Origin of the sequence: Cryobacterium zongtaii, assembly GCF_002909375.1 — a bacterium.
GTDB classification, from domain to species: domain Bacteria; phylum Actinomycetota; class Actinomycetes; order Actinomycetales; family Microbacteriaceae; genus Cryobacterium; species Cryobacterium zongtaii.
This window is the reverse complement of sequence record NZ_PPXD01000009.1, coordinates 1-21,480: the sequence shown is the minus strand read 5'-3', so window position 1 is coordinate 21,480 and position 21,480 is coordinate 1. Positions and strand designations below refer to the sequence as shown.

Here is a 21,480-nt window from a genome sequence, read left to right as displayed (position 1 = left end):
AACAGAATCGGTAACACTCGCATCATGATCGACGGCTCCCCCGACTTCCGCGACAGCGGCCTGCAGTTCCCCGATTCCTTCGTCTTCGGTTCCGCGACGGCCTCGTATCAGATCGAGGGTGCCGTCGACGAAGACGGCCGCGGCCCCTCGATCTGGGACACCTTCTCGCACACTCCGGGCGCGGTGCAGAACGGCGACACCGGCGATGTGGCCGACGATCATTACCACCGGCTCGAAGCCGACCTGGACTTGATCATGAGCCTGGGCCTGGACGCGTACAGGTTCTCGATCGCCTGGCCGCGCATCCAGCCGACCGGTCGCGGACCCGTGAACGCGGCCGGCCTTCACTTCTACGAACGACTCGTCGACGGACTGATCAAGCGCGGCGTGACCCCGGTGGCCACCCTGTACCACTGGGACCTGCCGCAGGCTCTGGAAGACGAGGGCGGCTGGACCAACCGCGACACCGCATACGCGTTCGCGGACTACGCGCGGCTCGTCGGCGCGGCACTCGGCGACCGGGTGCCGGTGTGGACCACCCTCAACGAACCGTGGTGCTCCGCCTTCCTCGGCCACGGCTCCGGCGAGCACGCACCTGGCCGGCAGGACAACGCCGCCGCCCTGACCGCCGCGCACCACCTCAACCTGGCCCACGGGCTCGGTGTGAGCGCGCTGCGGGAGGTCGTGCCCGCGACCGCGCAGATCTCGGTCACCCACAATCTGCACGTGATCCGCGGGGACGCCGACTCGGTGCGGCGCATCGAGGCCGTGGGCAACCGGATCTTCACTGGTCCGATGCTGCACGGCGCCTATCCCGCCGACCTGATCGAGGACACCGCCGCCATCACCGACTGGGCGTTCGTGCGGCCCGGAGACGAGGAGCTCATCCACCAGCCGATCGACGTGCTGGGCATCAACTACTACAACACCACCCTGGTGGGGCCGGCCGCGGGAGCGGCCCACGCGGCAGACTCGGCGGCGGGAGCCGCCTCGCGCGCTTCGGCCTTCCCCGGCACCGACGACATTCCCCGGCTCGACCAGCCCGGCCCGTTCACCGAAATGGACTGGAACATCGAACCCAGCGGGCTTCTGCAACTCCTCGAGGCGATGCGGGACGAGTTCCCCGGCCTGCCGCTGATGGTCACCGAGAACGGGGCGGCGTTCGAGGATGTCGTCACGATCGACGACCAGGGCGTGGCAGCGGTGCACGACGACAACCGGGTGGACTACCTGCGTCGGCACTTCACGGCGGCGCATCGTGCCATCCAGAACGGCGTCGACCTGCGCGGCTACTTCGTCTGGTCGCTGATGGATAACTTCGAGTGGGCCTACGGGTTCTCGAAGCGATTCGGTATCGTTCGGGTGGACTACGAGACCCAGGAGCGCACCCTCAAGGACAGCGCCCTCTGGTACCGCACGCTGATCGAAACCCGCCGGCTCCCCTAGCCGTTCGGGGCCGAGCGGTCCTCGTCCTTCGGATTCCGGCGCAGGTGCACGTCGGTGATGGTGACGTTCACCGCGACGATGTTCAGCTCGGTGTGGTGCAGCAGGGACGTCGTGATGGCCTCCCGCAGCTGCTGCGCGGTCTGCGGCATCCGCTCGCCCCAGAACATGCTCGCCTCGACGTTCACCGTGACCGGGCTGCCGGGGGTCGCCACGTCGCCCTCCAGGCGGCAGTGGCCGATGAAGGTGCCGGCGACGGCGTCGCCGGCCGAACGGATCAGGCCCCTGACGGCGCCTTCGGTCAGGCTCAGGTCGGCCTTGGGCGAGGGGTGCGAGACCGGGATCGAGCGTCCCGCCCTGGCCTCCCGGTGGATGTTGCTGAGGATGCCGGTGACCCAGCTGTCGTCGCGTTCGGGCTCGGACGCGACGTCGTCGTCGAGGATGTTCTTGGCCATCGCCCGGAATCGGGTGAGCGCGTCGAAGGCGATCCGATTTTCCGGCGCCCGGTTCAGGAAAGCGTCCGTCGGCGACTCGCCGCGGTCCATGATTTCGCTGAGCTGCTCGAGGAGGTCGTTGTCGGCGTCGTCGTCGTGACGTGATGTCATCGCCATTCCTCCATCTCCTGCATCAGCTTCTGCCTGGCCCTGGCCAAGAGACCGCGAACCGTCGACGGAGGCAAATCAAGTTCCTCGGCGATCTCGGCGTAACTGTGCCCGCCAATCTCCCGCAGCGTCCAACACTGCCGCTGCGCTTCGCTCAGAGTACCGAGTGCACGCGTGAGCCGCTCGCGCTGCGATGCCGCTTCGGCCCTCTGGTGGGGAGATTCCGACTCCGGTGCCGGCGCATCCCATTCACCCAGGGGCTGGTCCTGCTTACGCGCACGAATGCGGTCGATCGCCTTGCGGCTGGTGATTCTCATGAGCCAGGCCTTCGTGGCGGCGGGGTCCTGCAACTCGGGCAGACGTTCCCAGGCGGTGATGAAGGTCTCCTGAACCACATCGTCGGAATCGCTGTTGGAGCCCAGAATGCGAGTGGCATAGGCGCGCATCAGCGGCCCGTGGCGGCGGACGAGCACCTCGAAGGCGCGCAGGTCACCATCCGCGGCACGGGCGGCGAGTATCGAGTCTGCGGCGTCGCCGAGGGGCGCACGCTCCATCGACCCCGTACCTGCCACCGGAGACCTCTCTCTACTCACGACCGATCTCGCCGACGGATTTCGTGACGAACCGGCCGTGAGATGCGTCTGAACAGTATCAATGAGAATCGGCAAGAGAAAAATCGCCCACCGCACTCTTCGTGCAGCATAGTGACTATCTCACCATCCAGCTTTATTGTCACAGCAGTTCCGCGCCAGCGCGGTCGACGAGCACAGGAGCCCGCCTCATGACCAGCCTCACCCCCGATATCGGTTCGGTCCGCACCGATCTGCCCGCCGGCACATCGCGCGGCAGCACCGTCATCAACGATGCCGTTGTCGCCAAGATCGCCGGCCTCGCCGTCCGCGAGGTCACCGGTGTGCACGCCCTCGGCGGCGGCGCCGCTCGCGCCCTCGGTGCCATCCGCGATGCGATCGGCAGCACCGACCGCAGCCAGGGCGTGAGCGTCAAGGTCAACGGGCCGCACGTCGCCGTCGACCTGAGCATCGTGGCGGAGTACCCGCTGCCGCTGCAGCAGGTCGCCGACGATGCCCGGACCGCGATCATCGACGCCATCGAGACTCTCGTGGGCCTGGAAGTCACCGAGGTCAACGTCACCATCAACGACGTGCACCTGCCTGACGAAGCCGACGAGACCGACGAGGGTTCGCAGCCATGAGCGGTTCGAGCGTGACCGTCACCCCGCACGGCGCAAACCGCATTACCGCGCGCGCGATGACCAGACTGGTCTCGGCCGTGGCCGCCGACGCCCTCGCCGTGCAGCCCAGCCAGGTCAAGGTCGACGTGGCCGACGCGGCCGGCCGTCTGGACCTCACCGTGCGCACCCCTCTCTGCCTGCTGCCGCTCGACCGAGGCGAGACGGATACGTCGGTCGACGATGCCCTCGACCGGACCGAACGCGCCCAGCACGACATCCGCGGCACCGTGGCCACCCTCACCGGGGCGGACATCGCCGGGGTGACCGTGCGCCTCACCGGCGCCGGCAGTCGACCGCCCAAACCGGTGGACTGACCTCCCTCCCTCCGCACGACACCACAAAGGAAAACCACGCCATGACCCGCACGATCCCCTCCTCGGCCCCCGGCACGCTCGCAGCGCGCCAGGCCGTTGCGGCACTGCAGCTGCGCCACCCGGCGGGCCGGGCCACCCGGTCCACGTACACTCAGCAGCCGCGCCGGGAGACCCCCTCGTCATGGTCGGTCGTTGCCATCGCTCTGGCTTCGGTCATCATCGCCGGATGCCTCTACTTCGGCGCCGAACTCGTCCTCGCGCTGCTCGACCGGCCCGCGCTGATCGCTGCCCCCGGCGATGTCCTGCGCTACCTGGGCCAGGTCAACCTGAGTACACCGGTCATGGTGATCCTGGTGGCGGGCGTTGGCACTGTGCTCGCGCTGGCGGCGCTGCTGCCCGAGCGTCAGGAACGACCCGAGGTTGAGGCCATCACCTACGACTCGTTGCGCCCGACGCTGCTGCCCACGGTCATGATCCGCCGCATGGACCTGTGACCGACCCAACAACCAATCCGACCATCCCGAACCACCCCCAAGAGAAAGAGAGAACACGATGAGTGCATCAGACAAGGCCGAGAACACCGCCCAGGACCTCAAGGGCAAGGCCAAGGAAACCCTCGGAAAGGTCACCAACGACGACTCCAAGGTCGCGGAGGGCCGGTCAGACCAGGCCGGCGCCAACCTCAAGCAGGCCGGCGAGAACGTCAAGGACGCGTTCAAGAAGTAGGCTCCTACCGGTCACCCGACCGGCGCCGCCGGAATCCCGGTTGTGCCGGTCGGACAGACCGCGTTCACGCGCATCTGGGCCGTCGCTTCCTCCGCCGTCCAGGGCAGCTCAAGCCCCGCATCCGATTGCCCCTCCGATACGGGCATCTCCGCTGCGATCGCCGCCAGGCGCTGCGCCAGGGCCAGGGCTAACTCCGCACCCGCGCTGGAATCGTTGACCATCACCACCACGGTCAGGCCGCTCTCCGGGTCGGAGAGCGTCGCCGACAGGAAACCGGGGATCGCGCCGCCGCCGCCGCGCATCGGGCCCAGCTGCTCCGCCCCCAGCCCGTATCGCCGCCACTGGGGGGCGCCCTCTTCCCGCACGCTCCGCCACTGCTGTTCCGCTGCGTCTGGGGAGAGCAATCCTCCGGTGGCCAGCGCCTGCGACCAGGTCTTGAGATCAGCCAGGGTGGACACGGCCCCGCCGGCCACCCCGCTCATGGAGTTGGACAGCTGCGTGACATCGACCGGACGCGTGCAGTCCGGGGTGCCTTCGGTGTCGAGAGCGGCGGCCCATCCCCGCGGGTGGTCGCCGGGCAGGTCGAAGTCCTGCGGATCGGGATACGACGTGTCGCGCAGCCCCAACGGCTCGAACACGTACCGCCGGTAGAGTTCCGGCCAGCTGTCGCCCGTCGCCTCTTCCAGCGCCATCCCGAGAAGTTGCACGCCGGCGTCGGAAGGGTTCCACACCCGACCAGGCTGTCCGGTCCTGGTGGACCCGAGCCCGCCGGAGACGAGTTCGAGGGGCGGCCACTGTCGGGTGGGATTGTTGACGAACTGCGGCTCGAGGTTCGGCTGGCCGAGGCCGGCGGTGTGCTGGCACAGCTGACGCAGGGTGATGCCCTGCACCCCGGGCAGGCGGGTCAGGTATGACGACACGGGGTCGTCCAGGCCCACGCGCTTCTCATCCACGAGTCGGAGCAACACCGTGCAGGTCATCGCGCCCGTCAGGGTGCCGATGCGAAATCGCATGTCGGTGGTGAGCGCCCCGCCGCCGGCCGGACGGCCGGTGGTGGGGTCGATGCCGGAGCCCTCGGCACCCGGGCTCGCCAGCCACTGCCCCGCCCACGGCGCCCACACGCCAGCGATAGCGCCGGTCGCGCCGGCCAGGTCCATTCCCTCGGCCAGTGCGGCGTCGAGCGAAGCAACGGCCTCGGTGGCCAGTGCGCCCGACGCCGTATCCGGGCCGATGGGAAACAGTGCCGCCGCATCCACGCAACCCGGCAGGGGAAGCACCAGGGTCACCGTCAGGAGGGCCACCGCGGCCACCCCCGGCCGCCGGTGCCGCCGGCCCAGCGCGTTCAGCCGGCTCAGCCGGCTCACGGTGCCGGTTCGGCTCCGCGGAAGTCCTCCCCGCTGTCGTGCCTTCTGACCTGTCATGACGACCCGCTGCCCATCCCGTGCCCCCTGCATTCCACCCCCGCGGGGAATGCCGGAAGAGCCCATTGCCGGGAGTGTACCCAGGGCGCGCGCCCGTCGCGCCCGCGGCGCCTAGAAGCCCAGTCGGTGCAATACTGGGCGCATGATCCGCGTAGGGACGGGTCGCTCGCGCGGCTTCACGGCCCGACGACTCGGCACAGTGTTTCTCGTAATGGTCGGCGCCGCCGTGACGCTGACCGCCTGCGGAGTACCGCTGATCCCCACCCTTGACCCGACGGACACCCCCACCGCCCTCCCCTCCGCAGCCCCGGTGCCCACGCCCACGCCCACGCCGTCGAGCGTCCCCTCGCCCGAGCCGACCGGCGGTCCCGGTTCGCCGGGGTCGCCGGGTGAACCGGGTGCCGCATCCGCGTGCACCACCGACAGGCTGTCTTTCGCCCTGCAGGAACGCCCGGCCGACAGCGGCGCGGGCAGCTTCTTCTGGGACCTCTCCGTGACCAACTCCGGCGCCGTCGCCTGCACCGCCAATGGATATCCCCGCGTGCAGTTGGTGTCCGCAGACACCGGTCAGCCCATTGGTGCCGCTTCGGGCCTGGAACCGCGTGCGGCGCCATCCGCCGTGCTGCTGCAGCCGGGCGATTCGGCGTTCAGCCTGCTGCACCTTACCCGGGCCGGAGTGTACGGCTGCCCACTCATCCCGGTCACCGAGCTCGCCGTGACGCCGCCGAACACCGACCAGAGCAGCCGGGTCGCCACCCCCAACCCCATCGACGGCTGCGCAGACCCCGCCATCCAGCTCGCGCGAACCGGCGCCTTCGCAGCGAGTCCGGTGGTCTTCTAGCCCGCGCTCATTCCGTGACCCCACCGGCCAACCCCTCGACGTCGGCCGCGAAGAACGCCTCTTCACCCCCGCACAACGCATCGCCCTAGCCGCCCGAGACGGCGGCTGCCGATGGGGCGACTGCGACAAACCACCCACCCTCACCGAAGCCCACCACATCCAACACTGGGCCCGTGACCACGGCAGCACCGACCTCCGGCTCGGCATCCTGCTCTGCAACCCCCACCACCGACTACTACACACCCGAGGCTGGCAAATCCTCGAACACCAGGACCAATACTGGCTACGACCACCGGCAACCATCGACCCCGGCCAAACACTCATCGAAATGCCCAGCAAGAACCCAGCCACGCAGTGAGCACCCGTGGCCTTCATATGGTTGGGCCGAATCGATGGGTTGTCCGGGAGGGGGTCAGGCGCCCTCGACGGCGGGGGTGACGCGCAGGCCCTCCATGAAACGGAGCACGTTCTCGTCGACGATGATGTCGCTCGGGCGCAACGGCCGGGTGAGGTAGAGGCCGTTCAGGCTGGTCAGCCGGCTCAGCGCCACATAGGTCTGGCCGGGGCTGAACACCCTGGTGCCGAGGTCGACGATCGCCCGCTCGTAGGTGGCACCCTGCGACTTGTGGATCGTGACCGCCCAGGCCAGCCGCAGCGGGAACTGGGTGAACTCGGCCACGACGTCCTTGCTGAGCTTCTTCGTCGCCGCGTTGTAGGTGTACTTGAACTTCTCCCACACCGTGGGCTCCACCTCGTGGGTGGTGCCGTCGATGTCGACGTACACGGTGGAGTCGACCCGTGTCACGGTGCCGATGGTGCCGTTCACCCAGCGCGGACCCCCGTCGAGCGGGTTGTCGTTGCGGAGGAACATCACCTGGGCACCGACCTTGAGTTCGAGAACCTCGTCGGCCGGGTAGGTGCGTCCACCGAAGTCGCCGGTGACCTCGGCTTTGGCCGAGAGGGACTTGCCGGACAGCCGCTTGAGCGCGGCAGCGTTGATGCGATTGACCGCGTCATTGCGGGTGGCCAGCGTGATGACTCCCTCGCTCGGCGGGGTGCGGGCACCCGCACCGTTGAGTGCCCCACCGATCTCGGGCGTCACCTGGCCATAGCGCACCGCATTGAGCATCGTCTTGAAGCCGGCGTCGTGCTGGCGGTGGATCTCGGTGAGTTCGAAGATCTTCAGCTCGGCGCTCTGCCACACCTTCGCGTCGAAGAACCACATCGAGCGGTAGGTGTCGGCGAAGTAGGCACGTTCCTCGGGATCCCCCGGCACCGGAGCGAGCTGGTACGGGTCGCCGAAGAGCACGATCTGCACGCCGCCGAAGGTATCGTGCGGGCGTTGCCTGGCCTGACGGAGGCTGCGGTCGATGGCGTCCATCAGGTCGGCGTTGACCATGGAGACCTCGTCGATGACCACGGTGTCGATCGTGTTGAGCAGCTTGCGCAGTTGATCGTTCTGGTCGATCGCGTGATCGGCGATGACGCCGATCGGCAGCCGGAACAACGAGTGCAGGGTCTGACCGCCCACGTTCAGGGCGGCAACGCCGGTCGGCGCCGCGATGACGATCTGCTTACTGGTATTCCAGGAGAGGTGGTTGAGCAGCGTGGACTTACCGGTTCCGGCCCGACCGGTGACGAAGACGTTCTGCTTGGTGCCCTCGATGGCGGCGAACACCTCGGCCTGCTCGCGCGAAAGCGGAATTTCGGGGGGAAGCGCGGTCACAGGGAACTTTCGGTGGGATGCGGGGCGATGCGGCGCGAAGGCACGAGGAGCATCGCGTTTCCCTTCCACTGTAACCGTCCGGCCGGGCCCACAACCCGCGCCCCGGCCTGCCGGTGGATAACTCACCGAGCTCGGCCCGGTGCACCGGTCAGCCCGGCCCGCATCAGGCGGCGCAGCCGCACCGAGCTTGGAGGTGGTCCCCGTAGGATGTGGAGGTGAGCTACGGGGTCGGTAACGGGGTGCGGCGGGCGCGCTATCTGCGTGCCACGCTTGCGGTCTGCGTTATCTGCGCCCTGCTCGGCGCCGCCCTGGTCGCCACCATCGGCGCTCTCAACCGCGATCTGTACAGTGCCGGCGGGTTCGTGCGGCAGTACCTCGACGCGCTGGCCACGCACAACACCGACACCGCGCTGGCACTTCCCGGCGCCGAACCGACGGATGCCGACCTCGAAGCGGCCGGTCTCCCCCAAGACCTGCCGCGCACTCTGCTACGTCCGTCGGTGCTGGGCTCGATCACCGACATCGAATTCGTCAGCGACACGGCCAGCTCCGCGGACAGCGAGGTGGGCCAGAAGAGCCAGCACACCGTGGTGTTCGACTTCCGCCTGGACGGCACCGAGACCTCGATGGAGTTCACCGTGGAACGCCTCGGCACCGTTGCCGGCCTGTTCAGCACCTGGGGCTTCGCCGCGAGTCCCCTGGCGGTGCTGCAGGTGACGGTGCTGCACGAGGCCGACTTCTCGGTGAACGGACTCACCCTCGATACCCGGGCCCATGCGGCGGCCGACGCACCGATCACGTTCTCGAACCGGGGTGCGTACCTGGCCTTCGCTCCGGCGGTCTACGACATCTCCCACGATTCGACGTTACTGACCGCGCCCGTGCAGAGTGTGCCCGTCGTGGCCTCCGGTGCCGCCGACGTCACGGTGGACGCGGTGCCCAACACGACCTTCACCGGCCAGGTGCAGACCAAGCTCAATGAGTTCCTCGACGAGTGCGCCACCCAGCAGGTGCTGCAACCGTCGAACTGCCCCTTCGGCATCGAGATCGACAACAGGGTCAAGTCCGCCCCGGCATGGTCGATCGCGCAGTACCCGGAGGTCGTACTCACCGCCGGCGAGACGGCCTTCGACATGCCCAGCACCGGCGGCCAGGCTCACATCGTGGTCGACGTGCAGTCCCTGTACGACGGCGATCTGAGCACCCGCGATGAGGATGTCCCGTTCTCGGTGGCCCTCTCCGTCACGATCCAGCCCGACGGCGCCCTGGCCATCCAGCTGCGCTAGCGGCGGGTGCCGGCTCCGGGCCCGGTCCGGCGCTATCTGTCGTGCGCTGCCAGGCGTGCGAGGCGGTCGTTGTAGTCGTTGAGCTCGGCCTCGCCGGTGCGGTCGGCGTTGCGGTCCCGGCGCTTGGTTTCCTTGTCGTCGCTGCGGCCCCACTGGATGGCCACGATGATGGCCAATGCGATGGTGGGGATCTCGCCGACGCTCCAGGCGATCCCCCCGCCGGCCTGCTGGTCGGCCAGGGCGTTCAGCCCCCAGTCGCGGCCCATGGCGCCGTACCAGTCCGCGAGGAGCAGACCGGTGCCGGTCATCAGGGCCAGGCCGAAGAAGGCGTGGAACGCCATGGTGCCCAGCAGCAGCAGCAGCCTGAACGTGTACGGCAGGCGGAACGGCACCGGGTCGATGCCGATCAGTGACTGCACGAAAAGGTACCCGGTGATCAGGAAGTGCACGATCATCCACTGGTGGCCGATGTGGTCCGTCGTCGCCCAGCTGAACAGCGACGTGTAGTAGAACACCCACAGCGACCCGGCGAAAAGCACCGCGGCCACGATCGGGTTCGAGATGATGCCGGCGAAGCGCGAGTGCACGGCCAGCAGGATCCACTCACGGGGGCCCCGGCTGCCGTCGCGGCGCATCCGGATGGCGCGGGCCGCCAGGGTGACCGGAGCCCCGGGAACCAGCAGCACCGGCACCAGCATCGTCAGGGCCATGTGCGCGAGCATGTGGGTGGAGAAGAGGTACTTCTCGTACACGTTCACGCCGCCGTTGGTGATGTAGAACAGGGTGACCATGCCCAGCGTCCAGAAAATGGTGCGGTGCAGCGGCCAGCTGTCGCCGCGGCGGCGCAGCCGCCGCACCCCGGCGAGGTAGAAGAAGATGCCGAACGCGCAGAACAGCACCCAGGCGAGATCGAAGTTCCACTCGGTGAAGTACCTGGCGAAGGTGAGCTCGGGCGGCAGGGGCTCGCCGGTGAGGATCTGCGCCGGGGTGGCGGTGGGGATCGCCGTGGTGACCACCTGGGCGACCGGGGTGGCCGTTCGGGCGAGGGCAGCGGCCACGCCGCTGGCCAGGCCCATGAACGCGATCTCGCCCACCACGAGCCACCAGAAGAAGGTGTCGGTGCGGCCGGCGCCGGTGCGCATCCGGCCGATCAGGTACCGGCGCTGCAGCACGCCGAAGCCGCCGAGCACGAGCAGCAGCGCCACCTTGGCGAGCACCAGGATGCCGTAGCCGGTGAGCAGCCGGTCCCAGCTGCCCACGCGCAGCTCGGCGCTGACGTAGCCGGAGGCGGCGACGACCACGAAGCTGACCAGCGCGAGGGTGGAATACCGGCCGACGACCTCACGCAGGCGCGCGGACGACAGCTGCTTGTGCAGCAGGATGATGGTGAGAATTCCGCCCAACCATACGGCTGCGAAGACCAGGTGCAGGCCCAGCGCCGTGATGGCCGCGTCATGGCCCTCGGCGCCGGCGGAGTGGCCCTGCTGGGCCATCGGCAGCAGCGCGAGCAGGGCGAGCACGGTGACGAAGACCAGCGCGGTCTGGTTGCGCACGGCGAAGCAGAGCACGGTGACGGCGGCGGCGATCAGGGTGGTGGACAGCCAAGCCTGGCCGAGCTCGATCTGGCTGAAGAACTGACCGACGGTGGCGCTGAAAGTGTCGTTGAAGCTGATCGTCGCGTTGGTCACCTGGAGGAAGGTGAGGAAGCCGGTGATCGCCGACGCGATGGTGAGGAAGGCGGCGGAGCCGGCGGCCAGGTCGATGGCGGTGCCGTACTCACGTTCCTTCGGGCTCAGGGCGAAACAGGTCAGGACCAGGGCACCGATGGTGCCGGCCGCGCCGAGGTTGACGAGCAGCTTGGCCACCGGAAGGCCCCATCGCACCACAGCGCCGGGATCGGCGAGCAGCTGGGCCTCGGCACCGCCGCCGTAGACCAGGCCCGCCACCGTCGCCACAATCGCGGCCAACAGCAGGGCTGCCGGCCCGATGATTCGCACATAACGGGACACCACTCCAGCTTAACCGGCGGGGGAAGCCGAACCCGCCGTGGCCGGCCACCGCGCAGCCGGGCGCCTTCGGGCGACGCCGGTTAACCAGCGGTGGGCGCCGACCGAAGTCGACGCCCACCGGCACTACAAAAGCTGAAACCTACTTGGCGGCAGCCTTGAGCTTGCTACCAGCGGTCAGCTTGACGCGGTGGCCGGCAGCAATGGCGATTTCTTCGCCGGTCTGCGGGTTGCGGCCGGTGCGAGCGGCGGTTGCGGTGCGCTCGACGCCGAGCCATCCCGGGATGGTGACCTTGCCGTCGTTCGCAACGGTGTCGGCGAGGGTTGCAAAGAAAGCGTTCAGAACGCCGTCGACAGCAGCCTGGCTCTGGCCAGAATCTGCGGCAACCTTGGCAACGAGCTCGGTCTTGTTCAGCGACTTGTCAGCCATTGAGTGTCCTCCTCGGACCTTCGTCTGTAAAAAAACAGGTATTCACGTGAAGCGGGCGACGTTGAGACAACGCCTCCGTTGGTCGGTTCGACCGCGTTGAATCTAGCATTGATCCGCGAGATTCCGCGGATTTACGGCGTTTCGGGACGCTTTGCCCGGCGGATTGGGGTGTGTTTGTGCTGTGCGCGAACTGTGCGCCCCCGTACGGGGACGACGGTGCCGTTCGGGCGCAGACGCAGAACAGGGGATGACCGACCGAAGTCGGGCATCCCCTGTTGATACTGCGCTGTTCGCGGTTACGCGATCAGTAGCTGGTTACCAGCTGGACTTGGTGATGCCGGGCAGCTCGCCGCGGTGCGCCATGTCGCGGAAACGTACGCGCGAGATGCCGAACTTGGAGAGGTGGCCACGGGGACGACCGTCAACCGCGTCGCGGTTGCGCAGGCGAACCGGCGAGGCGTTGCGGGGCAGCTTCTGGAGGCCCTTGCGAGCCTCTTCACGGGACTCGTCGGTGCCGGCCGGGTCGACAAGAGCCTTCTTCAGCTCGAGGCGCTTCGCGGCGTAACGCTCAACGATGACCTTGCGCTGGTTGTTCTTGGCAATCATGCTCTTCTTCGCCATTTTTAGCGCTCCTCACGGAAGTCAACGTGCTTGCGCACTACGGGGTCGTACTTCTTGAGTACGAGACGGTCGGGGTTGTTGCGACGGTTCTTCTTGGTCACGTAGGTGTAACCGGTTCCTGCCGTCGAACGCAGCTTGATGATCGGACGTACGTCCTGAGCCTTAGCCATTAGATTTTCTCCCCACGTGCGAGCAGGTCCTTGACGACCGACTCAATGCCGCGAGCATCAATAACCTTGATGCCCTTTGCCGAGAGGGTCAACGTGACGTTGCGGCGAAGCGACGGCACGAAGTACTTCTTGGTCTGCACGTTCGGGTCGAAACGACGCTTGGTGCGCCGGTGCGAGTGCGAAATGTTGTGTCCAAAGCCGGGAACGGCTCCGGTCACCTGGCAGGTTGCTGCCATGGTTTTCCTCCAATACCGAAGGGCGAATGCCCTTCCCAAGATCTCTTGTCGGCCGGTTCGCGTTGGATTCCACCCTGAAGCGGCCTGCCGAAAGGTGAGTTTCAGCGGCTGATTCGGTGGGAGGAAAAGTCACGAACAAGCAATGCACGCACAGATATGCGCAGCAGCTACCCAGCCTACGGGGTGGGGCGGTCTGATGCAAGCGCGGTGCACGCCGCGCACAGGCCGAAGATGTCGATGACGTGGGCGGCTTCGGTGAAACCGTGCTTGGCCGCCTCCTCGGTGGCCCAGTTCTCGATGGCGTCCACCTCGATCTCCACGGTGAGTCCGCAGTTGCGGCAGATCAGGTGGTGGTGGTGATCCGTGGTGCTGCACGCCCGGTACAGGCTCTCGCCGTCGGGCGACTGCAGCGAATCGGCGTCGCCCTCCAGTGCCAGGTCGGCGAGCGCACGGTAGACCGTGGCCAGGCCGATCGGGGAACCGCTGGTGTGCAGGGCCGAGTGCAGGCCCTGGGCGCTGACGAACCCCTCGACGCGGCCGAGCTCGGTGCGCACGGCCTCTCGCTGCCAGGTGTTTCGCTTCATGATTTCAACCGTAGCCCGGCGCGGACGGGAGTGGGAACGCCTCCGGCGCGCGCACGCAGTGAGCGTGCCCCCAGTGCGAGGAGGAAGCAGGCGGCGGCGGTGAGCGCGATGGCTGGCCCCGCCGCCACATCGAGAATGCGGGACAGCAACACGCCGACGACCCCGGATCCGGCGCCGATGAGAGGCGCGAGCAGGACGATGCCCGGCGCGGTCCGCATCACCAGTCGGGCGGCCGCGGCGGGAGCGGCGATCAGGGCGATGGCGAGGATGGCGCCCACCGCGGGCATCGCCGTCACGACAGTGGCGGCGATGAGCACCAGCGTGAGAAGTTCAATCGGCCACTCCCGGTACCCGGCCGCCCGGAAGCCGGTGCGGTCGAAGGTGGAGAACAGGATCTCCTTGCCGAAGAGAATGGCCGCGAGCACCGCCGCGGTCAGAACCGAGACGGCAAGAATCACGTCGCCGTCGGTGACGGTGAGGATGGAGCCGACCAGGTAGGACTCCACGTGCACGGGCAACGACGGGTTGAGTGCCTGAAGCAGCACACCGAGCGCGAACCCTGCGGTCAGCATGATGCCCGACGCCACCTGGCTGCCCTGGCGGCGCACCCGGCCGAGGAGGGTCATCACCGCCACGATCACGGCGCTGGCGACGGCGGCGCCCAGCGGGATGCTCACTCCCAGCAACGCCGCCGCGACGGCGCCGGGAAACGTGGCGTGGGTGAGCGCCTGGGCGAAGAAGGTGCGCCGGCGCAGCAGCACCAGGGTGCCGACCAGGCCGCTCAGCGCGCCGATGACGGCTGCGGCCAGCAGGGCCTTCTCGAAGTAGCCCATCAGGCGGTCACCGGTTCCGGATCGACGGCCGGCTGGGCGGGGCGGCGCATCCGGTCAACCGCGAGGCGGCCGAGGAGCACCAGCAGGTAGCCGGCCACGAGTACCAGCACCACGGTGGCGCCGCTGGGAAGGTCGATGCCGGCCGAGACGGAGGCTTCGAAGCCGAGCGTCAAGCCCACCCAGGCGCACAGGGCGGCGAAGCCGGCCGCGAGCGGGAAGAGAGCCCAAAGCCGCACCGTGACCAGCCGGGCGACGGCGCCGGGCACGATGAGTACGGCCAGGACGAGCAGATTGCCGACGGCGCTCGATGCGGCGACCACCACGAGCGCGATGGCGACGTTCAGGATCAGGTCGAGCAGCAGCGGCCGGTAGCCGGCCGCGGCGAACGCGGTGCGGTCGAAAGCCCGGAACACCTGCTGCTTGAGGGTGAGGCCCACCAGGAGCAGGGCGATCGCGCAGATGACCAGCGTCTGGGTCACCTCGGCGGCCGTGACCGTGAGCAGCCTGCCGAAGAGCAGCTGTTCGAGCTGGCCGGCATAGTTGGTCTGCCGGGAGACGACCAGGATGCCGATGCTGAACATGGCCGTGAAGACGATCGCGATCGCCGCATCCCCCGACACGGCGCGCCGGGTGATCACGGTGAGCACGACCGCGGCCAGGATGGCGGCGATCATGGCGCCGACGAAGAGTCCCTCGCGGCCGCCCCAGACGAAGCCGATGGCGATGCCCGGGAAGACCGAGTGGGTGAGACCGTCACTGATGAATTCGAGGCTGCGCAGGTTGACGAGCACGCCGACGATGCCGGCGACCAGGCTGAGGGCGAGCAGCACCACCAGCGCCCGCGCCATGAACGGCAGGGTGAACGCGGTGAAGAGGGGTCCGAGCAGGTCGGCCATTCAGTGGCCTTCGTGGCCGGGAACGACGAGCGTGTGCTGGTCCATCTCGACGCCGACCTCGTGGAAAGTGCGCTGCACGTTGTCGAGGGTGAGCACACTCTCGCGTGGTCCGAAGGCGACCTGGTTGCCGTTGAGCAGCAGCACTCGCTCGCAGACCGCGCGGGCCAGTTCGAGGTCATGGGTGGACACGAGCACGGCGACGCCCTCGGCTTTGAGCCGTTCGACGGTGCCGACGAGGGCCTCCCGGTTGGACTGGTCGAGCCCGTTGAAGGGTTCGTCGAGCAGAAGCAGCCGGGGGCCGGCCGCCACGGCGCGGGCGAGCAGGCCGCGCTGCTGTTGGCCGCCGGAGAGTTCGCCGAACCGGGTTTTGGCGAGGTGGTTGAGGCCGACAGTCTCCAGCGCCGCGGCCACGGCCTTGCGGTCCTTCCTGCCGGGCAGGCGCAGCCAGCCGAGCTCGCGGTAGCGGCCCATCATGACCACCTGTTCGAGACTGACCGGGAACTCGGGGTCGAGCTCGTCGGTCTGCGGCACGTAGCCGACGGTGCCGGCCGGGGCAGTGGCGTGGCCGAGCACCTCGACGGTGCCCTCGGTGCGGTGGATCAGGCCCAGGATGCCCTTGAGCAGGGTGGACTTGCCCGAGCCGTTCGGCCCGATCAGCGCGACGGCCTCACCGGGATGCAGATCGAAGTCGATGCCGGTCAGAGCCGGGGTCTGGGCGTAGGCGAACGAGGCCCCGGAGACGCGGAGGGCGAGCGGTGCGGGCATCCGCTGCTGAGAAGGGTTCTCGTTCACTGTTCAACTATTGCAGGTCGGCGGGTACGGCGCTGGGCGTCACACCCCAGGACTCGAGGATGAGGCGCACATTGTGCAGCTGGCTGGCGATGTAGGTGGCGCCGGCGCTGTCGGCCGGGCCCAGCGAATCGCCGTAAAGGGCGTCGTCTCCGGAGTACACCGCGACGCCGGCCTCTGCGGCGATGGTGTCGGCCGCCTTCGGGTTGATTGACGCCTCCGAGAAGACGGCCTTGACACCGGTGGTCTTGACGGCGGCCACGAGGGCGTCGATCTCGGCGGCGCTCGGCTCGGCGTTGTCGTCGAAGCTGGGGATGACGCTGCCGACATAGGTGATGCCGTAGGCGGCGGTGAAGTAGCCGAAGGCGTCGTGGTTGCTCACCAGTAGGCGCTCGCTGGACGGGACGGCGTCGACGTTCTCGCGGATCCAGCCATCCAGCTCGGCGAGCTGGGCGGTGTAGACGGCCTCGTTGGCCTCAAAGTCGGCGGCGTGGCTGGTGCTGGCACCGGCCAGGCCATCGGCGATGGTGGCGACCATGGCCTCGGCATTTTTCACGTCGGTCCAGATGTGCGGGTTGCCGCCGGCGTGGTCGTGGTCGTGCTCGGCCTCATCTTCGTGGCCGGCCTCCTCCTCCTGCGCGGCCTCATCCTCGTGAGCGGCCTCCTCCTCGTGGCCGGCCTCGACACCCTGAATGGTGATGCCCTCATCGGAGTCGATGGTGACCCCGTCGAAGCCGGAAGCCTCGATGGCGTCGTCGAGCCACTCTTCGAGCCCGACGCCGTTGATCACGAGCACATCCGCCGCGCCCAGGGCGGTGAGGTCGGCGACCGACGGGTCGTAGCTGTGCGCGCTCTGGTTGGGCTGGATCAGCTGGGTGATCGTGACGCCGTCGGCGTCGCCGACGATGTTGCGGGTGAGGTCGGCGATCTGGGTGGTCGTGGCGACGACCTTGAGGTCACCGTCCGATCCCGCGGCGTTGGTGGCGGTCGTCGAGCATCCGGCCAGCACGAGGGCGGCGGAGGCGGCCAGGGCGGGGAGGAGGAGTCTGGGGGTCTTCACGATCGAAACGCTACGCCTATTGATAATGATTGTCAAAACCATTAGAGCCGATGGTGGCGGGTCAGAGGTGCCGCAGGTACCGCTCCGGGGCGTCGAGGAAGCCGGCCCAGTTGGTGACCAGGTCGAGATCGCGCCAGGCCATCTCGCGCAGCCCCCACTCGCCCACCTCGAGGATCCGGGCACCGGGCAGCGCGGCGAGCAACGGCGAGTGCGTCGACATGATCACCTGCGAACCGCCCGCGGCCAGCAGCTCCTTGAGGTGGCCGAGCAGCACCAGGCAGCCCGAGAACGAGAGCGCGGATTCCGGCTCGTCGAGCACCCACAGGCCCCGGCCGCGGAACTTGTCGATAGCCAGCTCGAGGAACGATTCCCCGTGCGAGATCTCGTGGAAGCGCGGCTCAGGCCCACTGCCCGGGTTCTCCTCCAGGTAGGTGAAGAAGCCGTGCATGGTCTCGGCGCGCAGAAAGTAGCCGCGGCGGGTGCTACCGCCGCTGCGCACCAGGCGCAGGTGGTCGTGGAGCGAGGATTCGCTGGGCCGGGTGGAGTTGCGTGCGCCGGTGGAGCCACCCTCCGGGGAGAGACCCCAGGCCAGGGCGATGGCCTCCACGAGCGTGGACTTGCCGGCGCCGTTCTCTCCGACGAAGACCGTGGCCGGCCCCAGGTCGATTCCGGTCTCGAGCAGCTGGGCCACCGGCGGCAGGGTGGCTGGCCAGGTGTTCCTGGTCAGCGGATGCTGCGGGTCTTCCTCGATCCGACGCAAAGGTGTGCTCTCGAAGGCCATGCCCCATCCTCCCCCGCCGTGCCGCGATTCGCGCATCCGGTTCGCCGCCGTGCGGCGGCCCCGACTTGCGGCAAACACCCCCGTCAGCGGTGTCGAAGGGGGATTCTGCGGCAACTCGGGCGCTGCGCCCGACGGTGACATCGGGCACACTCCCGTTTCAGAGCCCGCACAGGGGGATATTGCGGCAAGTCGCGGTGGCGACGCCCGCCGTCTACTCTGTTGCCATGAGAGCACGCCCCGCCAAGGGCACCGCCCCGCCCGCCGGGAGCCTGCCCGCACGCACTCGCCTCGGTCGGACCAGCCGGGCCGGCCGTGCTGACCGGTCGGTGCCGCCCGCCCCGGTGGCGATGCTGCGCCCGTGGCGGCTCGACGACGCGGCCAGCCTGCAGACCGCCTTCACAGTGAGCGGCGACCTGGCCGCCCAGGTCGGTGCGATCGAGCTGTCGACGGTCGCGCGCTGCGAGAGTTTCATCACCGAGAACCTCGCCCCCGCGACGGTCTCGCGGCAGAACTTCGCGATCAGCCTCGACGGCGTCGCGGTGGGCAACGTGGGTGTGGGCAGCATGGAACACCGGCACGGAACCGGCTGGGTCTACTACTGGGTTTCGGCCGAGGCCAGGGGCCAGGGCCTGGCGACGCTCGCCCTCGCCTCGATCGCCGACTGGGCCTTCACCGAGCAGGGCCTGCACAGGCTGGAGCTCGGCCACCGCACCAACAATCCGGCCTCCTGCCGGGTCGCCACCACGGCGGGTTTCGCGGCCGAAGGCATCGAGCGGCAGAAACTGAAGTACGGCACCGAGCGCTTCGATGTGGAGACCCACGCCCGGCTCCGCACCGATCCGCGTCCCCCGGTCCGCCTCCTGTCCACCGTCACCTTCTAGGCCGGGTCGATGGACGAGCCGTCGTCAACACCGCCGTCAGCACCGGCACCTGCCCGCGCGGCCGACCGGCTCCTGGCGGTGGCTGGGTTGGCGAACGCCCGCGACCTGGGCGGCATCCCGTACCGCACCGGCGGTACGACCGCGGCGGGCGTGTTCTTCAGGTCGGAGAACCTGGACCAGACCACCCGCGCCGGCTGGGATCAGCTCTACGCGGCGGGCATCCGTACCGTCGTCGATCTGCGCCAACCCGGCGAGCGCGCCCAAGACAGCCAACCGCGACCGGGCTGGCTCACCACGGTGCCCATCGACCTCGACGGGCTGGAGAACACCGCATTCTGGGCGGACTACTGGGACAACGGCCTGGTCGGCACCGCGCTGTACTACCTGCCGCACCTGGCCGCGATGCCGGAACGGTCGGGGGCCGCGCTGGCGGCGCTGGCCCGGGCGGCACCGGGCGGCGTGCTCTTCCACTGCGCGGCGGGCCGGGACCGCACCGGGCAGATCGCCCTCCTGCTGCTCACCATCGCCGGCGCCGAGCCCGAGGCCATCGTGGACGACTACCTGGAGACCGTGCGCCGCGGCGACCAACGGGCCGTCGCATCCGGCCGGGCACACGAGGAGGCCGAAAGCGAGGCGCTCTGCCGATCCTTCGGCACCACAACGGAGGGCGCCTTTCGCACGGCCCTGGCGGGCCTCGACCTGCCTGCAGTGCTCGCCGCGGCGGGCATCACCGACACCGAGCTGGCCACCCTGCGCAGCTGGCGACAGAGCCGCACGGTCTGAGCCGCGATGTCGCCGCGCCGCGCCGCCCCGCCTGAAGTGATCGAACGCCTGCGCGCGGCCGGCTGCGTCTTCGCCGAAGACGAGGCCCAGTTGCTGACGGCGGCCGCCGGAACACCGGCCGAACTGGAGCAACTGCTCGGCCTGCGCGAATCCGGTCTGCCGCTCGAACAGGTGCTCGGCTGGGTGGAGTTCTGCGGCCTGCGGATCATCGTCCGGCCGGGCGTATTCGTGCCGCGTCGACGCACCGGCCTGCTGGTGCGGCGGGCGGCCCGGCTCCTCCGGCCCGGCTCTGTGGCGGTCGACATGTGCTGCGGCACAGGAGCCGTGGGGGCCGCACTGCTCGCTGGCGAGCCGGGGCTGACGCTTTACGCCGTAGACATCGACCCGGCGGCGACGAACTGTGCCCGGGAGAACATCGAGCCGCTGGGCGGTATCGCCCTCACCGGCGACCTGTTTTCCCCACTGCCGCGCACCCTGCTCGGCCGGGTCGACGTCATTGTGGCCAACGCCCCCTACGTGCCCACGGATGCGATAACTCGGATGCCGCCCGAGGCTCGGCTGCACGAGGCCAGGGTCGCTCTCGATGGCGGCCACGACGGCCACGACGTTCAGCGCCGGCTCGTGGCGGCGGCCCCGGAGTGGCTGTCCCCCGGGGGCCGGCTGCTCGTGGAGACCAGCGCCGGGCAGGCGCCGGAGACCCTCGCGATCTTCGCCCGGCACGGCCTCACCCCGCACGTCACACGCTCCCGGGCGCTGGATGCCACCGTCGTGATCGGCATCCGTTCGGCGTGACCGGAGTCCGTCACCGGCCCCAGCGATCTCGCCAGGTGAACTACTCCAGGAGCAGCGCCGGCTCCTCGATGATGCTGGCCACGTCGGCCAGGAACCGGCTGGCCACGTCGCCGTCGACCACCCGGTGATCGAAGCTCGCGCCGATGGTGGTGACGAAGCGCGGGCGCACCTCGCCGTCGACGACCCAGGGCTTGAGCTTGATCGTGCCCAGCGCCACGATGCCGGCCTCGCCGGAGTTGAGGATCGGGGTGCCGGTGTCCATGCCGAAGACGCCGATGTTGGTGATCGTGATGGTGCCGTTGGCCATCTCGGCCGGGCTGGTCTTCCCGTCCCTGGCCGTGAGGGTGAGCTTCTCGAGGGCGCCGGCCAGCTCGAGCAGGCTCATGTCCTGGGCTTCCTTGATGTTGGGCACGATCAGCCCACGCGGGGTGGCCGCGGCGATGCCGAGGTTCACGTAGTGCTTGATCACGATCTCCTCGTCGGTGAAGACCGAGTTGACGGTGGGGTTGCGCCGCACGGCCCAGATCATGGCCTTGGCCATGATCAGCAGCGGCGACACCTTGACGCCGGCGAAATCGGTGGAGACCTTGAGCCGCTTGACGAACTCCATGGTGCGGGTGGCGTCCACGTCCACGAACAGGCTCACGTGCGGGGCGGTGAAGGCGCTGCGCACCATGGTCTGCGCGATCACCTTGCGCACGCCCTTCACGGGGATGTGCTCCTCGCGGTCGGTCGGCCACTCCGGCGTCTGGATGTTGCGGAACACGCTGGCCTGGGTGGCCTCGCGCAGCACGTCCTCGCGGGTGACGTCACCGAACCGGCCGGTGGGCTCCACCTGGCTGAGGTCGACGCCGAGGTCCTTGGCCAGCTTGCGGATCGGCGGCTTGGTGATCACCGGGCCGGCGGGGCGTGCCGGGGCGCCGGCCGGCTTGGCGGAAACGGCGGGCGCGGGCGCCGGTCGAGCCGGCGGCGTCGCACGAGCCGGTCCCGTCGCGGCGGTGGCCGAG

26 protein-coding genes are annotated in these 21,480 nt (G+C 68.9%); 10 read left to right on the top strand and 16 right to left on the bottom strand.

Features of this window, described 5'->3' with window-relative positions; translation table 11 throughout:
• Positions 1-24 precede the first annotated feature (24 nt).
• Complete coding sequence (locus C3B61_RS08185) at positions 25-1,446, top strand: GH1 family beta-glucosidase (protein WP_103460173.1); 1,422 nt, start codon at positions 25-27, stop codon at positions 1,444-1,446.
• Here C3B61_RS08185 and C3B61_RS08180 read toward each other — a convergent pair.
• Positions 1,443-2,048 carry an Asp23/Gls24 family envelope stress response protein gene (locus C3B61_RS08180; RefSeq protein ID WP_165791136.1) on the bottom strand — a complete coding sequence of 202 codons (606 nt, stop codon included), beginning with the start codon at positions 2,046-2,048 and terminating at the stop codon, positions 1,443-1,445. The genes C3B61_RS08185 and C3B61_RS08180 overlap by 4 nt on opposite strands.
• Positions 2,045-2,599, bottom strand: coding sequence for an RNA polymerase sigma factor (locus C3B61_RS08175; protein ID WP_088457730.1), 555 nt, complete (start codon positions 2,597-2,599; stop codon positions 2,045-2,047). The genes C3B61_RS08180 and C3B61_RS08175 overlap by 4 nt, the downstream gene beginning before the upstream one ends.
• 227 nt (positions 2,600-2,826) lie before the next feature.
• Between C3B61_RS08175 and C3B61_RS08170 the strand changes: the two genes are divergently transcribed.
• The 4 genes from C3B61_RS08170 to C3B61_RS08155 are packed head-to-tail and all read left to right on the top strand — an operon-like array spanning position 2,827 to position 4,337.
• Positions 2,827-3,258 carry an Asp23/Gls24 family envelope stress response protein gene (locus tag C3B61_RS08170; protein ID WP_103460171.1) on the top strand — a complete coding sequence of 144 codons (432 nt, stop codon included), beginning with the start codon at positions 2,827-2,829 and terminating at the stop codon, positions 3,256-3,258.
• Positions 3,255-3,611 carry a hypothetical protein gene (locus tag C3B61_RS08165; RefSeq protein ID WP_103460170.1) on the top strand — a complete coding sequence of 119 codons (357 nt, stop codon included), beginning with the start codon at positions 3,255-3,257 and terminating at the stop codon, positions 3,609-3,611. Before C3B61_RS08170 ends, C3B61_RS08165 begins: the two co-directional genes overlap by 4 nt.
• Before the next feature lie 41 nt (positions 3,612-3,652).
• Entirely contained in the window at positions 3,653-4,105 is a 453-nt protein-coding gene (locus tag C3B61_RS08160; RefSeq protein ID WP_103460169.1) for a hypothetical protein, read from the top strand.
• A gap of 58 nt (positions 4,106-4,163) precedes the next feature.
• Complete coding sequence (locus tag C3B61_RS08155) at positions 4,164-4,337, top strand: CsbD family protein (RefSeq protein ID WP_088457734.1); 174 nt, start codon at positions 4,164-4,166, stop codon at positions 4,335-4,337.
• Positions 4,338-4,348: 11 nt separating this feature from the next.
• On the opposite strand, the gene C3B61_RS08150 is transcribed toward C3B61_RS08155, so the two are convergent.
• The gene (locus tag C3B61_RS08150; RefSeq protein ID WP_165791135.1) at positions 4,349-5,758 is read right to left on the bottom strand and encodes a serine hydrolase domain-containing protein; all 1,410 of its coding nucleotides are present in this window, start codon (positions 5,756-5,758) and stop codon (positions 4,349-4,351) included.
• 142 nt (positions 5,759-5,900) lie between these two features.
• Here C3B61_RS08150 and C3B61_RS08145 point away from each other — a divergent pair, with 142 nt between their 5' ends.
• Complete coding sequence (locus tag C3B61_RS08145; RefSeq protein WP_103460167.1) at positions 5,901-6,599, top strand: DUF4232 domain-containing protein; 699 nt, start codon at positions 5,901-5,903, stop codon at positions 6,597-6,599.
• 412 nt (positions 6,600-7,011) lie between these two features.
• Here the strand turns inward: C3B61_RS08145 and C3B61_RS08140 are convergent, their stop codons facing one another.
• Positions 7,012-8,325 (bottom strand): ATP-dependent DNA helicase, encoded by a 1,314-nt coding sequence (locus tag C3B61_RS08140; protein WP_240632306.1) that lies wholly within the window; start codon positions 8,323-8,325, stop codon positions 7,012-7,014.
• A 215-nt stretch (positions 8,326-8,540) separates the two neighbouring features.
• Between C3B61_RS08140 and C3B61_RS08135 the strand changes: the two genes are divergently transcribed.
• Entirely contained in the window at positions 8,541-9,611 is a 1,071-nt protein-coding gene (locus tag C3B61_RS08135; protein ID WP_103460166.1) for a hypothetical protein, read from the top strand.
• Between the two features lie 32 nt (positions 9,612-9,643).
• Here the strand turns inward: C3B61_RS08135 and C3B61_RS08130 are convergent, their stop codons facing one another.
• From C3B61_RS08130 to C3B61_RS08080, 11 genes are all read right to left on the bottom strand, one after another.
• A complete protein-coding gene (locus C3B61_RS08130) occupies positions 9,644-11,620 on the bottom strand; it encodes a bifunctional copper resistance protein CopD/cytochrome c oxidase assembly protein (RefSeq protein WP_174776365.1) in 1,977 nt (658 codons plus the stop codon).
• Positions 11,621-11,759: 139 nt separating this feature from the next.
• Positions 11,760-12,047 (bottom strand): HU family DNA-binding protein, encoded by a 288-nt coding sequence (locus C3B61_RS08125; RefSeq protein WP_066598601.1) that lies wholly within the window; start codon positions 12,045-12,047, stop codon positions 11,760-11,762.
• A gap of 315 nt (positions 12,048-12,362) precedes the next feature.
• A complete protein-coding gene (gene rpsN, locus C3B61_RS08120; RefSeq protein ID WP_035835254.1) occupies positions 12,363-12,668 on the bottom strand; it encodes a 30S ribosomal protein S14 in 306 nt (101 codons plus the stop codon).
• Positions 12,669-12,670: 2 nt separating this feature from the next.
• Positions 12,671-12,838 (bottom strand): 50S ribosomal protein L33, encoded by a 168-nt coding sequence (gene rpmG, locus C3B61_RS08115; protein ID WP_066598602.1) that lies wholly within the window; start codon positions 12,836-12,838, stop codon positions 12,671-12,673.
• Positions 12,838-13,074: a 50S ribosomal protein L28 gene (gene rpmB / locus C3B61_RS08110; protein WP_066598603.1), complete on the bottom strand. Its 237-nt coding sequence runs from the start codon at positions 13,072-13,074 to the stop codon at positions 12,838-12,840. The genes rpmG and rpmB overlap by 1 nt, the downstream gene beginning before the upstream one ends.
• 176 nt (positions 13,075-13,250) lie before the next feature.
• Complete coding sequence (locus C3B61_RS08105; protein WP_103431325.1) at positions 13,251-13,661, bottom strand: Fur family transcriptional regulator; 411 nt, start codon at positions 13,659-13,661, stop codon at positions 13,251-13,253.
• On the bottom strand, positions 13,655-14,491 hold the full coding sequence (locus tag C3B61_RS08100) for a metal ABC transporter permease (RefSeq protein ID WP_103460165.1): 837 nt from the start codon (positions 14,489-14,491) through the stop codon (positions 13,655-13,657). The genes C3B61_RS08105 and C3B61_RS08100 overlap by 7 nt, the downstream gene beginning before the upstream one ends.
• A complete protein-coding gene (locus C3B61_RS08095) occupies positions 14,491-15,387 on the bottom strand; it encodes a metal ABC transporter permease (protein WP_103460164.1) in 897 nt (298 codons plus the stop codon). The genes C3B61_RS08100 and C3B61_RS08095 overlap by 1 nt, the downstream gene beginning before the upstream one ends.
• Complete coding sequence (locus tag C3B61_RS08090; protein ID WP_241990501.1) at positions 15,388-16,179, bottom strand: metal ABC transporter ATP-binding protein; 792 nt, start codon at positions 16,177-16,179, stop codon at positions 15,388-15,390.
• 7 nt (positions 16,180-16,186) lie between these two features.
• Complete coding sequence (locus C3B61_RS08085) at positions 16,187-17,236, bottom strand: metal ABC transporter substrate-binding protein (protein WP_244285881.1); 1,050 nt, start codon at positions 17,234-17,236, stop codon at positions 16,187-16,189.
• 61 nt (positions 17,237-17,297) lie between these two features.
• Positions 17,298-18,017, bottom strand: a complete 720-nt coding sequence (locus C3B61_RS08080) for an AAA family ATPase (protein ID WP_103460161.1) — start codon at positions 18,015-18,017, stop codon at positions 17,298-17,300.
• Between the two features lie 224 nt (positions 18,018-18,241).
• On the opposite strand from C3B61_RS08080, the gene C3B61_RS08075 reads away from it, so the two are divergent.
• Genes C3B61_RS08075 through C3B61_RS08065 form a run of 3 tightly spaced genes read left to right on the top strand, consistent with a single transcriptional unit; the run spans position 18,242 to position 20,473 of the window.
• The gene (locus C3B61_RS08075) at positions 18,242-18,898 is read left to right on the top strand and encodes a GNAT family N-acetyltransferase (RefSeq protein WP_244285880.1); all 657 of its coding nucleotides are present in this window, start codon (positions 18,242-18,244) and stop codon (positions 18,896-18,898) included.
• A gap of 9 nt (positions 18,899-18,907) precedes the next feature.
• The gene (locus tag C3B61_RS08070) at positions 18,908-19,681 is read left to right on the top strand and encodes a tyrosine-protein phosphatase (protein WP_103460160.1); all 774 of its coding nucleotides are present in this window, start codon (positions 18,908-18,910) and stop codon (positions 19,679-19,681) included.
• A 6-nt stretch (positions 19,682-19,687) separates the two neighbouring features.
• Positions 19,688-20,473, top strand: a complete 786-nt coding sequence (locus tag C3B61_RS08065) for a putative protein N(5)-glutamine methyltransferase (protein ID WP_103460159.1) — start codon at positions 19,688-19,690, stop codon at positions 20,471-20,473.
• A gap of 40 nt (positions 20,474-20,513) precedes the next feature.
• On the opposite strand, the gene C3B61_RS08060 is transcribed toward C3B61_RS08065, so the two are convergent.
• On the bottom strand, positions 20,514-21,480 hold a 967-nt coding region (locus tag C3B61_RS08060; protein WP_103460158.1), incomplete at its 5' end, for a dihydrolipoamide acetyltransferase family protein.

Coding starts and splice junctions, on each gene's coding strand:
- C3B61_RS08185 (WP_103460173.1), top strand. CDS start 25: ATGATCGACGGCTCCCCCGACTTCCGCGACAGCGGCCTGCAGTTCCCC.
- C3B61_RS08180 (WP_165791136.1), bottom strand. CDS start 2,048: ATGACATCACGTCACGACGACGACGCCGACAACGACCTCCTCGAGCAG.
- C3B61_RS08175 (WP_088457730.1), bottom strand. CDS start 2,599: ATGGAGCGTGCGCCCCTCGGCGACGCCGCAGACTCGATACTCGCCGCC.
- C3B61_RS08170 (WP_103460171.1), top strand. CDS start 2,827: ATGACCAGCCTCACCCCCGATATCGGTTCGGTCCGCACCGATCTGCCC.
- C3B61_RS08165 (WP_103460170.1), top strand. CDS start 3,255: ATGAGCGGTTCGAGCGTGACCGTCACCCCGCACGGCGCAAACCGCATT.
- C3B61_RS08160 (WP_103460169.1), top strand. CDS start 3,653: ATGACCCGCACGATCCCCTCCTCGGCCCCCGGCACGCTCGCAGCGCGC.
- C3B61_RS08155 (WP_088457734.1), top strand. CDS start 4,164: ATGAGTGCATCAGACAAGGCCGAGAACACCGCCCAGGACCTCAAGGGC.
- C3B61_RS08150 (WP_165791135.1), bottom strand. CDS start 5,758: ATGACAGGTCAGAAGGCACGACAGCGGGGAGGACTTCCGCGGAGCCGA.
- C3B61_RS08145 (WP_103460167.1), top strand. CDS start 5,901: ATGATCCGCGTAGGGACGGGTCGCTCGCGCGGCTTCACGGCCCGACGA.
- C3B61_RS08125 (WP_066598601.1), bottom strand. CDS start 12,047: ATGGCTGACAAGTCGCTGAACAAGACCGAGCTCGTTGCCAAGGTTGCC.
- rpsN (WP_035835254.1), bottom strand. CDS start 12,668: ATGGCGAAGAAGAGCATGATTGCCAAGAACAACCAGCGCAAGGTCATC.
- rpmG (WP_066598602.1), bottom strand. CDS start 12,838: ATGGCTAAGGCTCAGGACGTACGTCCGATCATCAAGCTGCGTTCGACG.
- rpmB (WP_066598603.1), bottom strand. CDS start 13,074: ATGGCAGCAACCTGCCAGGTGACCGGAGCCGTTCCCGGCTTTGGACAC.
- C3B61_RS08100 (WP_103460165.1), bottom strand. CDS start 14,491: ATGGGCTACTTCGAGAAGGCCCTGCTGGCCGCAGCCGTCATCGGCGCG.
- C3B61_RS08095 (WP_103460164.1), bottom strand. CDS start 15,387: ATGGCCGACCTGCTCGGACCCCTCTTCACCGCGTTCACCCTGCCGTTC.
- C3B61_RS08080 (WP_103460161.1), bottom strand. CDS start 18,017: ATGGCCTTCGAGAGCACACCTTTGCGTCGGATCGAGGAAGACCCGCAG.
- C3B61_RS08075 (WP_244285880.1), top strand. CDS start 18,242: ATGAGAGCACGCCCCGCCAAGGGCACCGCCCCGCCCGCCGGGAGCCTG.
- C3B61_RS08070 (WP_103460160.1), top strand. CDS start 18,908: ATGGACGAGCCGTCGTCAACACCGCCGTCAGCACCGGCACCTGCCCGC.
- C3B61_RS08065 (WP_103460159.1), top strand. CDS start 19,688: ATGTCGCCGCGCCGCGCCGCCCCGCCTGAAGTGATCGAACGCCTGCGC.